Here is a 16,496-nt window from a genome sequence, read left to right on the forward strand (position 1 = left end):
AAGCCCCGGCTTCCCGAGCCGGGGCTTTCGGCGCTTACGGCCGCCCGCTGTCCAAAAAATATCCATGGATGGTCGCCTGCCGTCGGAAATTCCGGCTCATTGCAATAGAGTCACGGAACGCACGCCGCTCGTCGGCGTTTCACGGGGATTAAGCGGAGGTCGGTCATGCGTATTCCCGCGCACTCGGTGTGCACGGCCATCCGGGACGACATCGTCGCGGGTGTCCACGCACGCGGCAGCCGGCTCACCGAGGAACTCCTCGCACGCCGCTACGGCGTCTCGCGGGTGCCAGTCCGGGAGGCGCTGCGCACGCTCGAGGCCGAGGGTTTCGTGGTGACCCGCCGGCACGCGGGCGCGTGCGTGGCGGAACCCACCGAGCAGGAGGCCGGCGACCTGCTGGAGATGCGCATGCTGCTGGAGCCGCTCGGTGCGGCCCGCGCCGCCCAGCGCCGCACCGAGGCGCATCTGAAGGTCCTGCGCGGCCTGGTCCGGTTGGGCCAGGAGCGGGCCCGCCGCGGGAACAGCGACGACCTGCGCTCTCTCGGCGGCTGGTTCCACGAGACGCTCGCCCAGGCCTCCGGCAGCCCCGCGCTGACCTCGATGCTCACCCAGCTCCGCTACAAGATCGCCTGGATGTACGCCGTGGAGGCGCCGGCCAGCCCGGTGGAGTCCTGGACCGAGCACGGCGCGATCGTGGACGCGGTGGCGCGCGGGGACGGCGAGCGCGCGCGGGCGGTCACGGCGCTGCACACCGAGCGCGCGAAGGGCGCGCACCGGCTGCGGTTCGGCTCCGCCCAGGAACGCGCCCACCGTGTGAGGAACTCGCAACATCCCGTAAACACGGCGAGCCCGCGGCTTTAACACGGCGGCCGTATACAAAGAGCAGTGAATTCTCGGGGGGTCATTTCCGCTGCCCTGATTCTCGGAATTCCGAGCCCCGTCACCCGGGAATGGCGAAGTGCCGCCCGCGCCGAACGGGGAATGGTGCGAGGGCCCGTCCGTGTCGACTGGGAATGGTGAACGTCCCACGCGCGTCGACCGGGGAATGGCGAAGGCCCCACCCGCGTCACCCGGGAATGGCGAAGGGCCCGCCCGGTGAATTCGGACGAGCCCCTCGCTGTGCGCCGGATCGGGCGCTCGGTGGATCAGACGGTCTCGGGCAGTTCCTCGAGACCCTCGGAGACCAGCTTGGCGAGCCGGTCCAGGGCGGCGTCCGCGCCCTCGGCGTCGGAGGCGAGGACGATCTCCTCGCCTCCCTGGGCGCCGAGGCCCAGGACGGCCAGCATGGAGGCCGCGTTGACGGGGTTGCCGTCAGCCTTGGCGATCGTCACCGGGACGCCTGCGGCCGTGGCGGCTCGGACGAAGATGGAGGCGGGGCGGGCGTGGAGACCCTCGGCCCAGCCGACGTTGACGCGGCGCTCAGCCATGTGTTGCTGCCCTTCGGTTTTCAGGGTTGTCTAGACCAGTTTCCCATATCGTGAAGCCACCGGGAGCGGTCCTCGCGTTCCACTCCGGGGGTGCCGTCGGATCGCGGCCTCGACCCGACTGACGCCCTCCACAGACTGCCTCGCGCCCGCTGTCGGACGCTAGCCGTACTCTGGGGCCCATGCAGACCTCGCCGGACCGGCACGAGTATCCCGCCCACTGGGAAGCCGACGTGGTGCTGCGCGACGGGGGTACCGCGCGCATCCGGCCCATCACCGTTGATGACGCCGATCGCCTGGTCAGCTTCTATGAGCAGGTCTCCGACGAGTCGAAGTACTACCGCTTCTTCGCGCCGTACCCTCGCCTGTCCGCCAAGGACGTCCACCGCTTCACGCACCACGACTTTGTGGACAGGGTGGGACTCGCGGCCACAGTCGGCGGCGAGTTCATCGCCACCGTACGCTACGACCGGATCGGCGCGGACGGAACGCCCGCGTCGGCGCCGGCCGACGAGGCCGAGGTCGCCTTCCTCGTGCAGGACGCCCACCAGGGCCGCGGGGTCGCCTCCGCCCTGCTCGAACACATCGGCGCCGTCGCCCGGGAGCGCGGCATCCGCCGCTTCGCCGCCGAGGTGCTGCCCGCCAACACCAAGATGATCAAGGTGTTCACGGACGCCGGCTACACCCAGAAGCGCAGCTTCGAGGACGGCGTCGTCCGTCTGGAGTTCGACCTCGAACCCACCGACCGCTCCCTGGCCGTGCAGTACGCGCGCGAACACCGTGCCGAGGCCCGCTCGGTGCAGCGGCTGCTCGCCCCCGGCTCGGTCGCCGTCATCGGCGCCGGTCGCACGCCGGGCGGCGTGGGCCGCAGCGTCCTCGGCAACATCCGGGACGCCGGGTACAGCGGCCGCCTCTACGCCGTGAACAAGGCCCTCCCCGACGGACAGAAGGAGCTCGACGGTGTGCCCGCCCACCGCTCGGTGCGGGACATCGACGGCCCGGTCGACCTCGCGGTCGTCGCCGTGCCGGCCGAACACGTCACCGAGGTCGTCACCGAGTGCGGCGAACACGGCGTGCAGGGGCTGGTCGTCGTCTCCGCCGGGTACGCCGAGAGCGGCCCCGAGGGGCGCGAACGCCAGCGCGCACTCGTGCGGCACGCGCGCACGTACGGCATGCGGATCATCGGCCCGAACGCCTTCGGCATCATCAACACCTCACCCCGGGTCCGGCTCAACGCCTCCCTCGCCCCCGAGGTGCCGCGCCCCGGCCGCATCGGCCTGTTCGCCCAGTCCGGCGCCATCGGTATCGCCCTGCTGTCCCGGCTGCACCGGCGCGGCGGCGGTGTCACGGGCGTGACCGGTGTCTCCACCTTCGTCTCCTCCGGCAACCGCGCCGACGTCTCCGGCAACGATGTCCTGCAGTACTGGTACGAGGACCCCGACACCGACGTCGTCCTCATGTACCTGGAGTCCATCGGCAACCCCCGCAAGTTCACCCGCCTCGCCCGCCGCACCGCCGCCGCCAAGCCCCTGGTCGTCGTCCAGGGGGCACGGCACGGCGCCGCTCCCCAGGGCCACGCCGTCCGGGCGACAAGGCTGCCGCACGCGACCGTGTCGGCGCTGCTGCGGCAGGCCGGGGTCATCCGCGTCGACACGATCACCGAGCTGGTCGACGCGGGCCTGCTGCTCGCCCGCCAGCCCCTGCCGGGCGGTCCCAGGGTGGCGATCCTGGGCAACTCGGAGTCGCTCGGTCTGCTCACCTACGACGCGTGCCTCGCCGAGGGGCTGCGACCGTACCCCCCGCAGGACCTGACCACCGCGGCCTCGGCGGCCGACTTCCACACCGCCCTGTCGCGTGCCCTGGCCGACGACCGGAGCGACGCCGTCGTCGTCACCGCCATACCGGCGGTGGGGGAGGGCCCGGTCGGCGACGCGGCCCTCGCGGAAGCCCTGCGCTCGGCATCGGCCGCGGCCCCGTCGAAGCCGGTCCTCGTGGTCCACGTGGAGCTCGGCGGCCTGGCGGAGGCCCTGTCGGCGGCGGCGAGCACGGCACCGCAGGCCACATCGGACAACCCGCAGCAAAACTCTCCAAGCCCGACGCCCGCAGCGGAACAACTCCCCGCCGGCGAGGCCTCCGCCGAGGCCCCCGAAGGCGCCCACCTCATTCCCGCGTACCCCGCCGCCGAGCGCGCCGTCCGCGCCCTCGGCCAGGCCGTGGCCTACGCGCAGTGGCGGCGCGACGCCGCCGAGCCGGGCAAGGTGCCCGAGTACGACGACATCAACGAGAAGGGCGCCGCCGCGCTGATCGACGGCCTCCTCGCGCGCGGCCAGGGCCTCACGCTCGGCACGGACGAGACCTGCGACCTCCTCGGTCACTACGGCGTCCAGGTGCACCGCGCCCTGCCCGCCCCGACCCCCGACGCCGCCGCCGAGGCGGCCCGCGACCTCGGCTACCCCGTCGCCCTCAAGGCCACCGCCCCGCACCTCAGGCACCGCGCCGACCTGGGCGGCGTCCGCCTCGACCTCGCGGACGAGGAGCAACTGCGCCGGTCGTACGCCGAGTTGACCGAGCTCTTCGGCGCGCCGGAGGAGCTGCGGCCGGTGGTGCAGCGGATGGCGCCACGTGGCGTGGACGTCGTCGTACGTGCCGTCATCGACCCCGCGGCCGGAGCCGTGCTGTCCTTCGGGCTCGCCGGGGCCGCCTCACAGCTGCTCGGGGACACCGCGCACCGGCTGATCCCGGTCACGGACCGGGAGGCGACCTCGCTGGTGCGCTCGATCCGCACCGCCCCGCTGCTGTTCGGCTGGCGCGGCTCCGCACCGGCCGACACCCGTGCCCTGGAGGAGCTGCTGCTGCGGGTGTCCCGGCTGGTCGACGACCACCCTGAGGTCGTCGCGGTCACCCTGGAACCGGTCGTCGTCGCCTCACAGGGCCTGAGCGTCCTCGGCGCCTCCGTGCGCCTCGCGCACCCGCCCGCCCGCGACGACCTGGGCCCGCGGACACTCCCCGTGTACTGACAGGGGGGCGAGCTGTCCCTCGCAGTCAGTGGTCCCCCGTAGGATGGGCGTCATGGCCAAGACCAGTACGACGACCCAGGGGCTGCGGGCGGCGATCGAGCGCAGCGGCTACTACCCGGCCCTCGTGGCCGAGGCGGTGGAGGCCGCCGTGGGCGGCGAGCCCATCCGGTCGTACCTGGTCCACCAGGAGACGACGTTCGACCAGAACGAGGTACGGCGGCACGTGACCGTGCTCGTCCTCACCGACAACCGCTTCATCGTCAGCCACACCGACGAGCAGGCCGCCGACAGCACCTCCCCGACGCCGTACGCCACGACGTCGACGGAGTCCGTGAAGATCGGCCGCATCTCCTCGGTCGTGGTCAGCCGCGTGGTCGCCAACCCCGAGTCGTACAAGCCCGGGACCCTGCCCCGCGAGGTCGTCCTCACCATCGGCTGGGGCGCCGTCTCCCGCATCGACCTGGAGCCGGCCGCCTGCGGGGACCCCAACTGCGAGGCGGACCACGGCTACACCGGCAATTCGACGGCGGACGACCTCAGCCTGCGCGTCAGCGAGGCCGGGGACGGACCGGAGACCGTGCGCGAGGCGCTCGCCTTCGCGCAGGCCCTCTCCGAGGCGACCGCGGACACGACCCACTGATGGCACAGCCCAAGATGGCCTGGGACCACCATCCCGAACCGCTCTCCCTCGCCTCCGCGCCCGTCCCCGAGTACGGCAGCGGATCGCTCGCCGATCTCCTGCCCACTCTCGCCGCCGGCCTGGGCGTACCGGACATGAGCGCCACGATCACCGAGCTGACCCCCGCCGACCGGAACTGCGTGTTCCTGATCGACGGCCTCGGCTGGGAGCAGCTGCGGGCGCACCCCGAGGACGCTCCCTTCATGACGTCCCTGCTCGCCACCTCCCGCGGCGGCACCGGGCGTCCGCTCACCGCCGGATACCCGGCGACCACGGCGACCTCCCTCGCCTCCGTCGGCACCGGCCTGCCGCCCGGCGCGCACGGCCTGCCCGGCTACACCGTCCGCAACCCGGACACCGGCGAGCTGATGAACCAGCTGCGCTGGCAGCCGTGGACCCCGCCCCGCCCCTGGCAGCCGTACCCCACGGTCTTCCAGCTGGCGCACGCGGCCGGGGTGCACGCCGCACAGGTGTCGTCCCCGACCTTCGAGAACACCCCGCTGACCAAAGTCGCGCTCAGCGGCGGAAAGTTCCTCGGACGGCTGTCCGGTGAGGACCGCGTCGACCTCGCCGCCGAGCAACTGGCCGCGGGCGACCGCTCCCTGGTGTACACGTACTTCGCCGAGGTCGACGGCGCCGGCCACCGCTTCGGCATCGACTCCGACGCCTGGCGCGGCCAGCTCATGTACGCCGACCGTCTGGTCCAGCGTCTGGCCGAGCAACTGCCGCCGCGCAGCGCGCTCTACGTCACCGCCGACCACGGCATGATCGACGTGCCCTTCGACGAGCAGCACCGCATCGACTTCGACGAGGACTGGGAGCTGAGCGCGGGGGTCGCCCTGCTCGGCGGCGAGGGCCGCGCCCGCCATGTCTACGCGGTGCCCGGCGCGGCGAACGACGTCCTGACCTGCTGGCGCGAGGTGCTCGGAGAGCAGTTCTGGGTGGCCTCGCGCGACGAGGCCATCGCGGCGGGCTGGTTCGGCCCGCAGATCGACGAACGGGTGTACGGCAGGATCGGTGACGTGGTCGCCGCCGCGCGGGACGACGTCCTGCTCATCGCCTCCGAGCGGGAGCCGAAGGAGTCGGCGATGGTCGGCAACCACGGGTCCATGACCCCCGCCGAGCAGTTGGTCCCCCTGCTCGAAGTACGCTCCTGAAACAAGCCCACTCCAAGCCTCACCTCGTCCTCCCACGCCGAAAGGTGCTCAACTCCACATGCCCGAGCTGGTGTTCTTCTGCGGAACGATGGACTGCGGGAAGTCGACGCTGGCTCTCCAGATCGAGCACAACCGCTCGGCGCGCGGCCTGCAGGGCATGATCTTCTCGCGCGACGACCGCGCCGGCGAGGGCAAGCTGTCCTCCCGCCTCGGCCTGGTCACGGACGCGGTGGAGGTCGGCGACGGGCAGGACCTCTACGGGTACCTCGTCGACCACCTCTCGCAGGGCGGCCGCGCGGACTACGTGATCGCCGACGAGGCGCAGTTCCTCGCGCCGGAGCAGATCGACCAACTGGCGCGTGTGGTCGACGACCTGAGCCTCGACGTCTACGCCTTCGGCATCACGACCGACTTCCGGTCCAAGCTGTTCCCCGGCTCGCAGCGGCTGGTGGAACTGGCCGACCGGGTCGAGGTCCTCCAGGTCGAGGCCCTGTGCTGGTGCGGAGCCCGTGCCACGCACAACGCCCGCACGATAGGCGGGGTGATGGTCGTCGAGGGCGCCCAGGTGGTCGTCGGTGACGTCACCCACTCCGCCGACGAGGTCGGGTACGAGGTCCTGTGCCGCCGTCACCACCGCCGCCGGATGACGGCTGCGACGTCCCACGCGGCGGCCCTGTCCCCGGACGTGCTGCCGGTGACGTCCGCCTGACCTGCTGCCGGTGGCGTCGGGTCTGACCCGCGGCCGGCCCGCCGGGCCCCCGGTTCGACCGCTGCCGCGGTCCGCCGCCCGACCCGGGCCCCGCTCTTCGGCCGTCAACTCGGCCGCTGCAGCAGCGCGAACCGTGCCCCTTCCGGGTCCGCCACCCTCGCCACCCGCCCGTGGGCGGTGTCGTGCACCGGCTTCAGGACGTGCCCGCCCAGGTGGACGAGATGGTCCAGCGCGTCGTCGACGTCGTCGACCTGGAAGTACGTCACCCAGTGCGGCCCCTGGTCGCGGGGCAGGGCGTGCCCCAGGCCGTGGATGCCGGCGACGGGTTCGCCGCCCAGGTGCAGGGTCACGTAGTCGAAGTCGGCGGAGACCACCGGCTCCTCCTCGAAGCCGAACACCATCCGGTAGAACTTGGCGACGCTCGTGGACTCGAAGGTCAGCAGCTCGTTCCAGGCGGGTGTGCCGGAAACGCCCGAGACGGCGGTGCCGAGGTGCGCGGCGGCCTGCCAGATGCCGAACACCGCGCCCGACGGGTCGGAGCCGATCGCGAGGCGGCCGGCGTCGGCGGCGTCCAGCGGGCCCACGCCGATCGTGCCGCCGCGGCTGCGTACCGTCCCGGCCGTGAGATCCACGTTCTCCGAGGCGAAGTAGGGCGTCCACGCGATGGGCAGATGGCGGTCCGGAGGCAGCCGTCCGATGCCGGCGATCTCCCGCCCGTCGAGCAGGGCGCGCACATACGGCCCGAGCTGCTGGGGCCCCGGCTGGAACTCCCAGCCGAACAGGGCTCCGTAGAACTCCTCGGTCGTGTCCAGGCCGTGCACCATCAGGCTCACCCAGCAGGGCGCGCCGGGCGCGTGCCGAGCGGGTGTGTCACCGTTCGGGCCGGCGGACCCCCGTGCGTCGGTCATCGTCACTCTCTTCTCGGCCTCGCGGTGGCCGTGCTCTCCGCAGCCTGGTGGGGCGGCCCTGTAGGGCGTCCCTCGTCCGGGAGAATGCCCGATGTGCGGGCCCCTGTCCCTCGCGGCGCGCTTGTCGGCATGTGTGGTTCGGCTGTACAGCATGTGCTTGTTCCCGTACGCCGTGTGATCGCTTCGCTCCGGCCGAGCAGAGTAGCCGGACACGGACGGCTCGGCCACCCCCGTGCGCGAGGATGGGAACCATGAACGCCATCATCTCCGCATCCGACCTCGCCAGGGATCTCGCGGGCGCCCGGCCACCGGTCCTGCTCGACGTCCGCTGGCAGCTCACCGCGGCCAAGGCGGCCGGGGAACCACCGTTCGACGGCCGGGCCGCGTACGAGGCAGGGCACCTCCCGGGGGCCGTATATGTCGACCTGGACCGGGAGTTGGCCTCCGCGCCGGGCAAGGGCGGCCGGCACCCGCTGCCCGACCTCGCGCACTTCGGCACCGCGATGCGCCGGGCGGGCGTGTCGGCCGGGACGCCGGTGGTCGTCTACGACGGCGGCCAGGGGTGGGCGGCGGCCCGTGCGTGGTGGTTGCTGCGCTGGACGGGTCACCCGGACGTGCGGGTCCTCGACGGCGGGTTGCCGTCCTGGGAGGGGCCGTTGGACATGTCCGTGCCGGCTCCGGAGGAGGGCGATTTCGTGCCCGAGCCGGGGGAGGGGCTGCTCGACGCGGACGCCGCCGCGGCGCTGGCTCGGTCCGGGGTGCTGCTGGACGCGCGGGCGGGGGAGCGGTACCGGGGCGAGGTGGAGCCGATCGACCCGGTGGCGGGGCACATCCCGGGTGCGGTGTCGGCGCCCACCACGGAGAACGTGGGGGCCGACGGGCGTTTCCTCCCCGCCGGGCAACTGCGGTCACGGTTCGAGGGACTTGGCGTGACCGAGGGGGCGCGGGTCGGCGTGTACTGCGGGTCGGGGGTCTCCGCCGCCCACGAGGTCCTGGCGCTGGCGGCCGCCGGCATTCCGGCGGAGCTGTACGTGGGGTCCTGGTCGGAGTGGTCCTCGGACCCGGACCGGCCGGTGGCCGTCGGTCCGGACCCGCGGTGACCTGACACGAAGGCTGACACGAAGAGCCTGGCACGAGGGGCCCGACACGTAGGGCCTGACACGAAGAGAGGGCCGCGCCCGGACAGCGCGGCCCTCGTCCTTCGGCAGCCGACTCGGCTACTCCTGCTTCTTGCGCCGCGTCCCGAACACGATCTCGTCCCAGCTCGGCACGGCCGCCCGGCGGCCCGGACGTACACCGTCCGCCTCGGCCTGGCGGTCGGTGGCACCGATGAGCCGGTCGCGGTGGCTGCCCACGGATCGCGGCATGAGGACGTCCGCGTAGGCGGAACCGGCCGAGGCCGCGGGAGCCGGAGGCTCCTCCTCCTCGACCTCCGCGACGACGGGCTCCTCCTCGGGCTCCGCCGGGGGGAGTTCCGGAACCACCAGGTCGCCGCGGAAGCTGGGCACTGCCTCGAGCAGGCTGGTCAACGAGTCGCGCTCGCCCGTGGTCTCCTCGATCGGTTCGGACGCCTGCGCGGGCAGGCTGGGTCGCTCGGGGCGATCCAGCGGTCTGTCGCGCGGCAGCCGGGCGATGCGGGGGACGAAGGGGAAGCTGGGCTCGGGCGCGGCCAGGTCGTCGGACTCGCCGATCAGGGAGCGCGCCTCGTCGTCGACGGCCTGGACGAGCCGCCGGGGCGGGTCGTACGTCCAGCTCGCCGCGTGCGGTTCGCCCGCGACGCGGTAGACCAGCAGGACCTCCCACGTGCCGTCGTCGCGACGCCACGAGTCCCACTGGACGGTGTCCTTGTCGGCGCCGCGCAGCAGCAGTCGCTCCTGCACGGCCTCGCCCAGGGGCGGACCGGAGTTCTCGCCGGGGCGGCGGACCGGGGTCTTGCGGGCCCGCTCGGCCATGAAGGCGCGCTCGGCGAGCACGGGGCCCTCGAAACGCCGCACCCGGTCGACGGGGATGCCGGCCATCTGCGCGACCTCTTCCGCGGTCGCGCCTGCACGTATACGTGCCTGGATGTCGCGGGGGCGGAGGTGGCTTTCGACCTCGATCTCGATCTGGCCGAGACGCGGACGGTCGCCGCGCACGGCGGCGCGCAGGCGTTCGTCGATCGGAAGTGTGTACTCCGTGGAGTCGGCAGCCTTCAGCACCAGCCGTGTGCCGTCATTCGAGACGGCCACGACACGCAGTTCGGGCATGGGGACCTCCCGGGTGGTGCCTGCCGACGTCACGTGCGTCGCTGCTTCCGCTAGTCGAGTGTGGCCTGCCCGGGTGCAGCCTGCCACAACCTTGCCGAGTTGCCCGGCGTGTCGGGCGCGGGCCCTGGATCGCCGTTATGGCACGGTTACCTATTCGCAACGCTAAGTGACGAACTCTGTCACCCTGTGCAACTAGCCCCCTCCCGGCGGTCCTTAAAGGCCCTGTACACCCTCACGGGAGACCGGACCCAGGGCTCGCAACAGTACTCCATTCGGGCCACGTGCGTGGATTGGCGCGCCGCCCAACTTCTCGCAAGGGGTGCGACTTGGCCGCCCCTGCCCCCGTTCCGCGATCTTGAACGTGGGGTACTTCACGTAATCACCGGAATCGGAACTAAGGGTTGCGGTCGCACGTCCCCTTCTTGTGCAGATGAACGACCGTGTACGGGAAAGGCAGGCAAGCTCCGGGGATGCGTGAAAGGTCCGATGGTGTCGACGAGCCGAGCGAGCACGGGAGGGAGAAGACCAGGCGGATCGACCTGAACGTGCCCCAGGTCGCGGGCGGTGCCGTGGCGGCGGTCCTGGCGGCCAAGCTGGCCTCGTACTTCGGGGTGTACGGCACGATCCTGGGCGCCGGCGTCGTCAGTGTGGTCGCCACCTGCGGCGGCAGCCTCTTCCAGCACTTCTTCAAGCGCACCGGCGAGCAGATCCGGGACGCGACGGCGGTGGCCGCCAGGCCCGCCGCCGGGCCTGTCGGGCAAGCCCCGCCGAGGCCCGGCGAGTTCACCGAGGGCACCGTCTACCGGACGCGGGCCAGGAGCTGGAAGCGGCCCGTGCTCGCGGCGGTTGTCGTCTTCGGCGTGACGATGGCCGGAATCACCACCTACGAGCTGGCGTCGGGCCACAACCTCAGCGGCGGCCGCAGCACGACGGTCGGCGACGCGTTCTCCCGCGGCGCCGCCACCGCGCCTGGCTCCGGTGAATCGGGCAGCTCGGGCACGAACGGCACGTCCGACTCCGGCACGTCCGGCTCCGATACCCCCGACGGCTCCGGCGCCGACGACGCTCCTACCGCCGACCCGTCCGGTACCGGCGCACCGCGGGGCGACACCCCCTCGCCCTCCACCGGCGAGGGCGGCCGTACGACGCCGAGCCCGAGCCCGACCCCGAGCGCCACCGGGAGCGAGGACGCCGGGAGCACCACCCCCGGTACGCCCTCTACGCCCCCAGCACCCTCCGCAAGTAGTCGTTCTGGAACCGCCGATCAGGATCGAGACGATCCCGCAGCGCCGTGAACTCACCGAAGCGCGGATACACCCGGGAGAAGTACTCGGCGTCCCGCGTGTGGATCTTGCCCCAGTGCGGACGGCCCTCATGGGCGGTGAAGATGCGCTCGGCGGCCGTGAAGTACCGCTGGAAGGGCGTGCCCTGGAACATGTGGACGGCGATGTACGCGCTGTCCCGGCCGGAGGCGGTGGACAGCGCGATGTCGTCGGCCGGGGCGGTGCGCACCTCGACGGGGAAGCTGACCCGGAGGCCGGAGCGGTCGACCATCGCCTTCAGCTCGCGCAGCGCCGCGACGACGGCCGCGCGCGGTACGGCGTACTCCATCTCCACGAAGCGCACCCGGCGCGGGGACGTGAAGACCTTGTAGGGGATGTCCGTGTAGGTCCGCGCGGACAGGGCCTTGCTGGAGATCTGGGCGATGGCGGGGATCGTGGCGGGCACCGCGCGGCCCACCCAGTTGGCCACCTGGAAGACGCCGTTGGAGAGGAACTCGTCCTCGATCCAGCTCTTGAGCTGCGGCACGGGCTTCTCGGGGCCCGCGCTGCGGTTGTTGCGCTTGGTGTTGGTGCTGCCGGTGTGCGGGAACCAGTAGAACTCGAAGTGCTCGTTCTCGGCCCAGAGTTCCTCGAAGTCGGAGAGGACCTTGTCGAACGGCATCGGCTCCTCGCGGGCCGTGAGCAGGAAGACCGGCTCGACGGCGAAGGTGATCGCGGTGACGATGCCCAGGGCGCCGAGGCCGATGCGGGCGGCGGCGAAGACCTCCGGGTTCTCCTTCTCGGAGCAGCTCAGCACCGAGCCGTCGGCGGTGACCAGTTCCAGGCCCTTGATCTGGGCGGCGATCGAGCCCGAATCGCGCCCCGTGCCGTGCGTGCCGGTGCTGGTGGCGCCGGAGACCGTCTGCTCCATGATGTCGCCCATGTTCGTGAGCGACAGACCCTCGCGGGCGAGAGCCACGTTGAGCCTCTTGAGCGGGGTGCCGGCCTCCACCGTGACCGTCATGTTCTCGCGGTCGATGCCGCGGATCCCGGTCAGCAGTTGAGGGCGGATCAACACGCCGTCCGTCGCGGCTATGGACGTGAAGGAGTGCCCGGCCCCGACGGCCTTGACCTTCAGCCCGTCCTCGGCGGCCCGCCGCACGGCGGCGGCCAGCTCGTCGACCGAGGCAGGGGTGACCTCCCGCGCGGGACGTGCGGAGACGTTGCCGCCCCAATTACGCCACGTGCCGTTCTTTCCGTTCGCTGTGCTGCTCAACGGAGCCTCCCCGACCCGGTGCCGGTCGTTTGAGCCGGCGGAAACCGAGGAAACCCACCGCGACCGCGACGGCCCCGGCCACCGCCGGAACCCCGTACCCGGCACGCGCCCCGGCCGCGTCGATCACCCAGCCGGCCATGGAGGAGCCGAGTGCGACTCCCGCCGTGAGCCCGGTACTCACCCAGGTCATGCCTTCGGTGAGCTGCGCGCGTGGTACGTGCTCTTCGATGAGGGACATCGTCGTGATCATCGTGGGAGCGATGGACAGACCCGCAACGAACAGCGCCACGGCCAGAAACGGCAAGTTTCCGACCAGTAGGAGGGGGATCATACTCACGGCCATGGCACAGACGCCCAGCAGCCACCGTCGTTCCGGTGCCCCGGCGAAGTGCAGGAGCCCGAACACCATGCCCGCCACACAGGAACCCGCCGCGTACACCGCGAGGACGATGCTCGCCGCGGCCTTGTGCCCCTCCTCGTCGGCGAAGGCCACGGTGACCACGTCGACGGCCCCGAAGATCGCCCCGGTGGCGACGAAGGTGACCACCAGGACCTGGAGCCCCGGCGCGCGCAGCGCGCTGCCGCCGCCGCCCTTCCGCTCGCGCGGGTGCGGCTCGGGTTCGGTGGCGCGCTGCGAGGTCAGCCAGAACACGCCCACGGCCAGGAAGCAGGCGGCGAGCAGCGGACCGGCCTCCGGGAACCAGGCCGTGGACAGGCCGATGGAGATGATCGGCCCGAAGACGAAGCACACCTCGTCCACCACGGACTCGAAAGAGTACGCGGTGTGCAACTGCGGCGTCCCCCGGTACAGGGCCGCCCAGCGGGCCCGGATCATCGCGCCGACGCTCGGCACGCAGCCGATGCCCACGCACGCCACGAACAGCACCCACTCCGGCCACTCGTAGTGCGCCGCACACAGCAGCAGGGCCGCCGCGGTCAGGGAGATCAGCGTCGCCGGGCGCAGCGCGCGCCGTTGCCCGTACTGGTCGACCAGCCGCGAGACCTGCGGTCCGGCCACGGCGGCGGACAGCGCGACGGTGGCCGACAGCGCACCGGCCAGGCCGTACCTCCCCGTCAGCTGGGAGATCATCGTGATCACGCCGATGCCCATCATCGACACAGGGATCCGACCGAGGAAGCCCGCAGCGGAGAAACCCTTGGAGCCGGGGGCTGCGAACAGGGCGCGGTAGGGGCTGGGCACGGGGTCTCCGAAGGCTCAGTAAGCTGCGAACGCAGTCGACACAGCTTACGGCCCGGGGCGCTCCGATACACCCGTTCGGAGCGGCCTCGCCGGCGCCCGTCAGGCCTGCCTCCCGCGCGGGTGTCACCCCGCCGTTTCCCGGCTGTCGGTGCAGGGTGGCAGGATCGACTCATGCCAGACGCGCGCGATGTCAGCCCCTACGACGCCCTGCTCCTGCTCTCGTTCGGCGGCCCGGAAGGCCCGGACGACGTGGTCCCGTTCCTGGAGAACGTGACGCGCGGGCGCGGCATCCCCAAGGAGCGCCTCAAGGAAGTCGGTCAGCACTACTTCCTCTTCGGCGGGGTCAGCCCGATCAACGACCAGAACCGCGCCCTGCTGGACGCTCTGCGCAAGGACTTCGCCGAGCACGGACTGGACCTGCCGGTCTACTGGGGCAACCGCAACTGGGCGCCGTACCTGACGGACACGCTGCGCGAGATGATTCGCGACGGCCGCCGCCGCATCCTGGTCCTCGCCACCAGCGCCTACGCCTCGTACTCGGGCTGCCGCCAGTACCGCGAGAACCTCGCCGACGCGCTCGCGGCCCTGGAGGCGGAAGGCCTGGAGCTGCCGAAGGTCGACAAGCTGCGGCACTACTTCAATCACCCGGGCTTCCTCGAGCCCATGATCGACGGGGTGCTCCGGTCCCTCGCCGAGCTTCCCGAGGACGTCCGGGACGGGGCGCACCTCGCCTTCTCGACGCACTCGATCCCGACGGCCTCCGCCGACACCTCCGGCCCCGTCGAGGAGCACGGCGACGGCGGCGCGTACGTGAAGCAGCACCTGGACGTGGCGCAGCGGATCGCCGACGCCGTGCGGGAGCGCACCGGCGTCGACCATCCCTGGCAGCTCGTCTACCAGTCCCGTTCCGGCGCCCCGCACATCCCGTGGCTGGAGCCCGACATCTGCGACCACCTCGACGAGCGGCACGCGGCCGGCGTCCCGGCCGTCGTCATCGCCCCCATCGGCTTCGTCTCCGACCACATGGAGGTCCTCTACGACCTCGACACGGAGGCCAAGGCCCGGGCCGAGGAGCTCGGGCTGCCGATGCGGCGCTCGGCCACCGTCGGCGCCGACCCGAGGTTCGCCGCCGCGGTCCGCGAGCTCGTCACGGAGCGTGCCGCCGTCGAGCGCGGGCAGGACGTCACGCCGTGCGCCCTCGGCGCCCTCGGGGCGAGCCACAACCTCTGCCCGGTCGGCTGCTGCCCGGCCCGCGCCCCTCGGCCCGTCGCCGCGGGCGCCGACAGCACCTACGCGTGAGGAGCCCCGTGACCGACCCCCTGCACACGGACCTGCTCGAACTCGCCCAGGAGGCGGCCCGCCGCGCCGGCGCGCTGCTGCGGGACGGGCGTCCGGCCGACCTCGCGGTCGCCGCGACCAAGTCCAGCCCCATCGACGTCGTCACCGAGATGGACATCGCGGCGGAGAAGCTGATCACGGGCCTGATCGCCGAACGCCGTCCGGACGACGGCATCCTCGGCGAGGAGGGCGCCGCGACGGACGGCACGAGCGGCGTCCGCTGGGTGATCGACCCGCTCGACGGCACGGTGAACTACCTGTACGGGCTGCCCACCTGGGCCGTCTCCATCGCCGCCGAGCAGGACGGCGAGACCGTGGTCGGAGTCGTCGCGGCCCCGATGCGCGGCGAGACCTTCCACGCCGTGCGCGGCCGGGGCGCCTGGGCCACCGGTGCCTGGGACGGCGAGCGCACCCTGACCTGCCGACCCGCGCCGCCGCTGGACCACGCGCTGGTCTCGACGGGCTTCAACTACGTCGCCGCCGTCCGCGCCCACCAGGCGGATGTGGCGCAGCGGCTGATCCCGCTGCTGCGCGACATCCGGCGCGGCGGCTCGGCCGCGGTCGACCTGTGCGACGTGGCCGCGGGCCGCCTCGACGGCTACTACGAGCGCGGCCTGCACCCCTGGGACCTCGCCGCGGGGGATCTCATCGCCCGGGAGGCGGGCGCGTTGACCGGTGGGCGCCCCGGAGAGCGCCCGTCGGGTGATCTGGCAGTGGCGGGTACCCCCGGCGTCTTCGAGCCCCTTCAGCGCCTGCTGGAGGACTTCGGCGCCTGGCACGACTGAGAGGGGTGGCACCCCGCCCGGTGACGGCCCACGATGAGCCGGACACGAGGTGGACAGGCACCTGAGACGACAGGCGGGCCCCGGCGCTGGATTCGCCGGGGCCCGCTTTCGTACTGCCTGGTCAGACGCTCGTCGCGCTGACCACCACTCCGTGCTCGGCAGCGAGTCGGCGCAGGTCGTCGAGCTCGCCCTGCTCCACATCGACGAGGAACTCGTCGCCCTCGTCGCGAGCCCGGGACAGATCGGACTCGGTCGCCCTTATGCGCTGCAGAAGTCCTGCGGTGAATGCGTCCATGCTGCGCCCCCTCGTCCTGGGTCGTGGGTCGTTGGCACGGGGGTGTGCCGTTCGGAAGGGACGATCACGCCGCGTGTGGATGCCCAGCGCCGCTCGGCCGGGCGGCGACGGTGCCGGACACCCACGCCCGCCCTGCGCAAAGCGGATTGATGCGCACCGCATGGTGGTGCGGCGCCAGCAGAGCGTGATCGTGGGATGT

15 protein-coding genes are annotated in these 16,496 nt (G+C 72.3%); 9 read left to right on the forward strand and 6 right to left on the reverse strand.

Annotated features, from left to right (window positions below; genetic code table 11):
• Positions 1-165: 165 nt before the first annotated feature.
• Positions 166-861: a GntR family transcriptional regulator gene (locus tag QOL88_RS29635; protein WP_097221347.1), complete on the forward strand. Its 696-nt coding sequence runs from the start codon at positions 166-168 to the stop codon at positions 859-861.
• 284 nt (positions 862-1,145) lie between these two features.
• Here QOL88_RS29635 and QOL88_RS29640 read toward each other — a convergent pair whose 3' ends face one another.
• Positions 1,146-1,427, reverse strand: a complete 282-nt coding sequence (locus tag QOL88_RS29640; protein ID WP_003993478.1) for an HPr family phosphocarrier protein — start codon at positions 1,425-1,427, stop codon at positions 1,146-1,148.
• Positions 1,428-1,606: 179 nt separating this feature from the next.
• On the opposite strand from QOL88_RS29640, the gene QOL88_RS29645 reads away from it, so the two are divergent.
• The 4 genes from QOL88_RS29645 to QOL88_RS29660 are packed head-to-tail and all read left to right on the forward strand — an operon-like array spanning position 1,607 to position 6,986.
• Positions 1,607-4,441 carry a bifunctional acetate--CoA ligase family protein/GNAT family N-acetyltransferase gene (locus QOL88_RS29645; protein WP_097221348.1) on the forward strand — a complete coding sequence of 945 codons (2,835 nt, stop codon included), beginning with the start codon at positions 1,607-1,609 and terminating at the stop codon, positions 4,439-4,441.
• Between the two features lie 43 nt (positions 4,442-4,484).
• Positions 4,485-5,081: a DUF5998 family protein gene (locus QOL88_RS29650; protein ID WP_097221349.1), complete on the forward strand. Its 597-nt coding sequence runs from the start codon at positions 4,485-4,487 to the stop codon at positions 5,079-5,081.
• Positions 5,081-6,277, forward strand: coding sequence for an alkaline phosphatase family protein (locus QOL88_RS29655; protein WP_179878996.1), 1,197 nt, complete (start codon positions 5,081-5,083; stop codon positions 6,275-6,277). The genes QOL88_RS29650 and QOL88_RS29655 overlap by 1 nt, the downstream gene beginning before the upstream one ends.
• 58 nt (positions 6,278-6,335) lie before the next feature.
• Positions 6,336-6,986: a thymidine kinase gene (locus tag QOL88_RS29660; RefSeq protein WP_031108015.1), complete on the forward strand. Its 651-nt coding sequence runs from the start codon at positions 6,336-6,338 to the stop codon at positions 6,984-6,986.
• A 104-nt stretch (positions 6,987-7,090) separates the two neighbouring features.
• Here the strand turns inward: QOL88_RS29660 and QOL88_RS29665 are convergent, their stop codons facing one another.
• Positions 7,091-7,894, reverse strand: coding sequence for a VOC family protein (locus QOL88_RS29665; protein WP_097221350.1), 804 nt, complete (start codon positions 7,892-7,894; stop codon positions 7,091-7,093).
• 251 nt (positions 7,895-8,145) lie between these two features.
• On the opposite strand from QOL88_RS29665, the gene QOL88_RS29670 reads away from it, so the two are divergent.
• Positions 8,146-8,994 carry a sulfurtransferase gene (locus tag QOL88_RS29670; protein WP_097221351.1) on the forward strand — a complete coding sequence of 283 codons (849 nt, stop codon included), beginning with the start codon at positions 8,146-8,148 and terminating at the stop codon, positions 8,992-8,994.
• Between the two features lie 117 nt (positions 8,995-9,111).
• Here QOL88_RS29670 and sepH read toward each other — a convergent pair whose 3' ends face one another.
• Positions 9,112-10,140, reverse strand: a complete 1,029-nt coding sequence (sepH, locus tag QOL88_RS29675) for a septation protein SepH (RefSeq protein ID WP_097221352.1) — start codon at positions 10,138-10,140, stop codon at positions 9,112-9,114.
• 470 nt (positions 10,141-10,610) lie between these two features.
• On the opposite strand from sepH, the gene QOL88_RS29680 reads away from it, so the two are divergent.
• Positions 10,611-11,435: a hypothetical protein gene (locus tag QOL88_RS29680; protein ID WP_097221353.1), complete on the forward strand. Its 825-nt coding sequence runs from the start codon at positions 10,611-10,613 to the stop codon at positions 11,433-11,435.
• On the opposite strand, the gene QOL88_RS29685 is transcribed toward QOL88_RS29680, so the two are convergent.
• Both QOL88_RS29685 and QOL88_RS29690 read right to left on the reverse strand, forming a co-directional pair.
• Complete coding sequence (locus tag QOL88_RS29685; protein ID WP_097221354.1) at positions 11,359-12,678, reverse strand: D-arabinono-1,4-lactone oxidase; 1,320 nt, start codon at positions 12,676-12,678, stop codon at positions 11,359-11,361. The genes QOL88_RS29680 and QOL88_RS29685 overlap by 77 nt on opposite strands.
• Positions 12,638-13,879: an MFS transporter gene (locus QOL88_RS29690; RefSeq protein ID WP_097221355.1), complete on the reverse strand. Its 1,242-nt coding sequence runs from the start codon at positions 13,877-13,879 to the stop codon at positions 12,638-12,640. The genes QOL88_RS29685 and QOL88_RS29690 overlap by 41 nt, the downstream gene beginning before the upstream one ends.
• Positions 13,880-14,050: 171 nt before the next feature.
• On the opposite strand from QOL88_RS29690, the gene QOL88_RS29695 reads away from it, so the two are divergent.
• Both QOL88_RS29695 and QOL88_RS29700 read left to right on the forward strand, forming a co-directional pair.
• Complete coding sequence (locus QOL88_RS29695; protein ID WP_097221356.1) at positions 14,051-15,178, forward strand: ferrochelatase; 1,128 nt, start codon at positions 14,051-14,053, stop codon at positions 15,176-15,178.
• A gap of 8 nt (positions 15,179-15,186) precedes the next feature.
• A complete protein-coding gene (locus tag QOL88_RS29700) occupies positions 15,187-16,002 on the forward strand; it encodes an inositol monophosphatase family protein (RefSeq protein WP_097221357.1) in 816 nt (271 codons plus the stop codon).
• A 121-nt stretch (positions 16,003-16,123) separates the two neighbouring features.
• Here the strand turns inward: QOL88_RS29700 and QOL88_RS29705 are convergent, their stop codons facing one another.
• Positions 16,124-16,297, reverse strand: coding sequence for a hypothetical protein (locus tag QOL88_RS29705; protein ID WP_179878997.1), 174 nt, complete (start codon positions 16,295-16,297; stop codon positions 16,124-16,126).
• Positions 16,298-16,496: the final 199 nt, after the last annotated feature.

This window comes from Streptomyces sp. Ag82_O1-12 (assembly GCF_900182715.1).
GTDB classification, from domain to species: domain Bacteria; phylum Actinomycetota; class Actinomycetes; order Streptomycetales; family Streptomycetaceae; genus Streptomyces; species Streptomyces massasporeus.

What these genes read in the sequence shown, in the direction of transcription:
- QOL88_RS29645 (WP_097221348.1), top strand. Translation starts at nt 1,607, where the DNA reads ATGCAGACCTCGCCGGACCGGCACGAGTATCCCGCCCACTGGGAAGCC.
- QOL88_RS29680 (WP_097221353.1), top strand. Translation starts at nt 10,611, where the DNA reads ATGCGTGAAAGGTCCGATGGTGTCGACGAGCCGAGCGAGCACGGGAGG.
- QOL88_RS29655 (WP_179878996.1), top strand. Translation starts at nt 5,081, where the DNA reads ATGGCACAGCCCAAGATGGCCTGGGACCACCATCCCGAACCGCTCTCC.
- QOL88_RS29665 (WP_097221350.1), bottom strand. Translation starts at nt 7,894, where the DNA reads ATGACCGACGCACGGGGGTCCGCCGGCCCGAACGGTGACACACCCGCT.
- QOL88_RS29660 (WP_031108015.1), top strand. Translation starts at nt 6,336, where the DNA reads ATGCCCGAGCTGGTGTTCTTCTGCGGAACGATGGACTGCGGGAAGTCG.
- QOL88_RS29695 (WP_097221356.1), top strand. Translation starts at nt 14,051, where the DNA reads ATGCCAGACGCGCGCGATGTCAGCCCCTACGACGCCCTGCTCCTGCTC.
- QOL88_RS29650 (WP_097221349.1), top strand. Translation starts at nt 4,485, where the DNA reads ATGGGCGTCATGGCCAAGACCAGTACGACGACCCAGGGGCTGCGGGCG.
- sepH (WP_097221352.1), bottom strand. Translation starts at nt 10,140, where the DNA reads ATGCCCGAACTGCGTGTCGTGGCCGTCTCGAATGACGGCACACGGCTG.
- QOL88_RS29670 (WP_097221351.1), top strand. Translation starts at nt 8,146, where the DNA reads ATGAACGCCATCATCTCCGCATCCGACCTCGCCAGGGATCTCGCGGGC.
- QOL88_RS29705 (WP_179878997.1), bottom strand. Translation starts at nt 16,297, where the DNA reads ATGGACGCATTCACCGCAGGACTTCTGCAGCGCATAAGGGCGACCGAG.
- QOL88_RS29640 (WP_003993478.1), bottom strand. Translation starts at nt 1,427, where the DNA reads ATGGCTGAGCGCCGCGTCAACGTCGGCTGGGCCGAGGGTCTCCACGCC.
- QOL88_RS29635 (WP_097221347.1), top strand. Translation starts at nt 166, where the DNA reads ATGCGTATTCCCGCGCACTCGGTGTGCACGGCCATCCGGGACGACATC.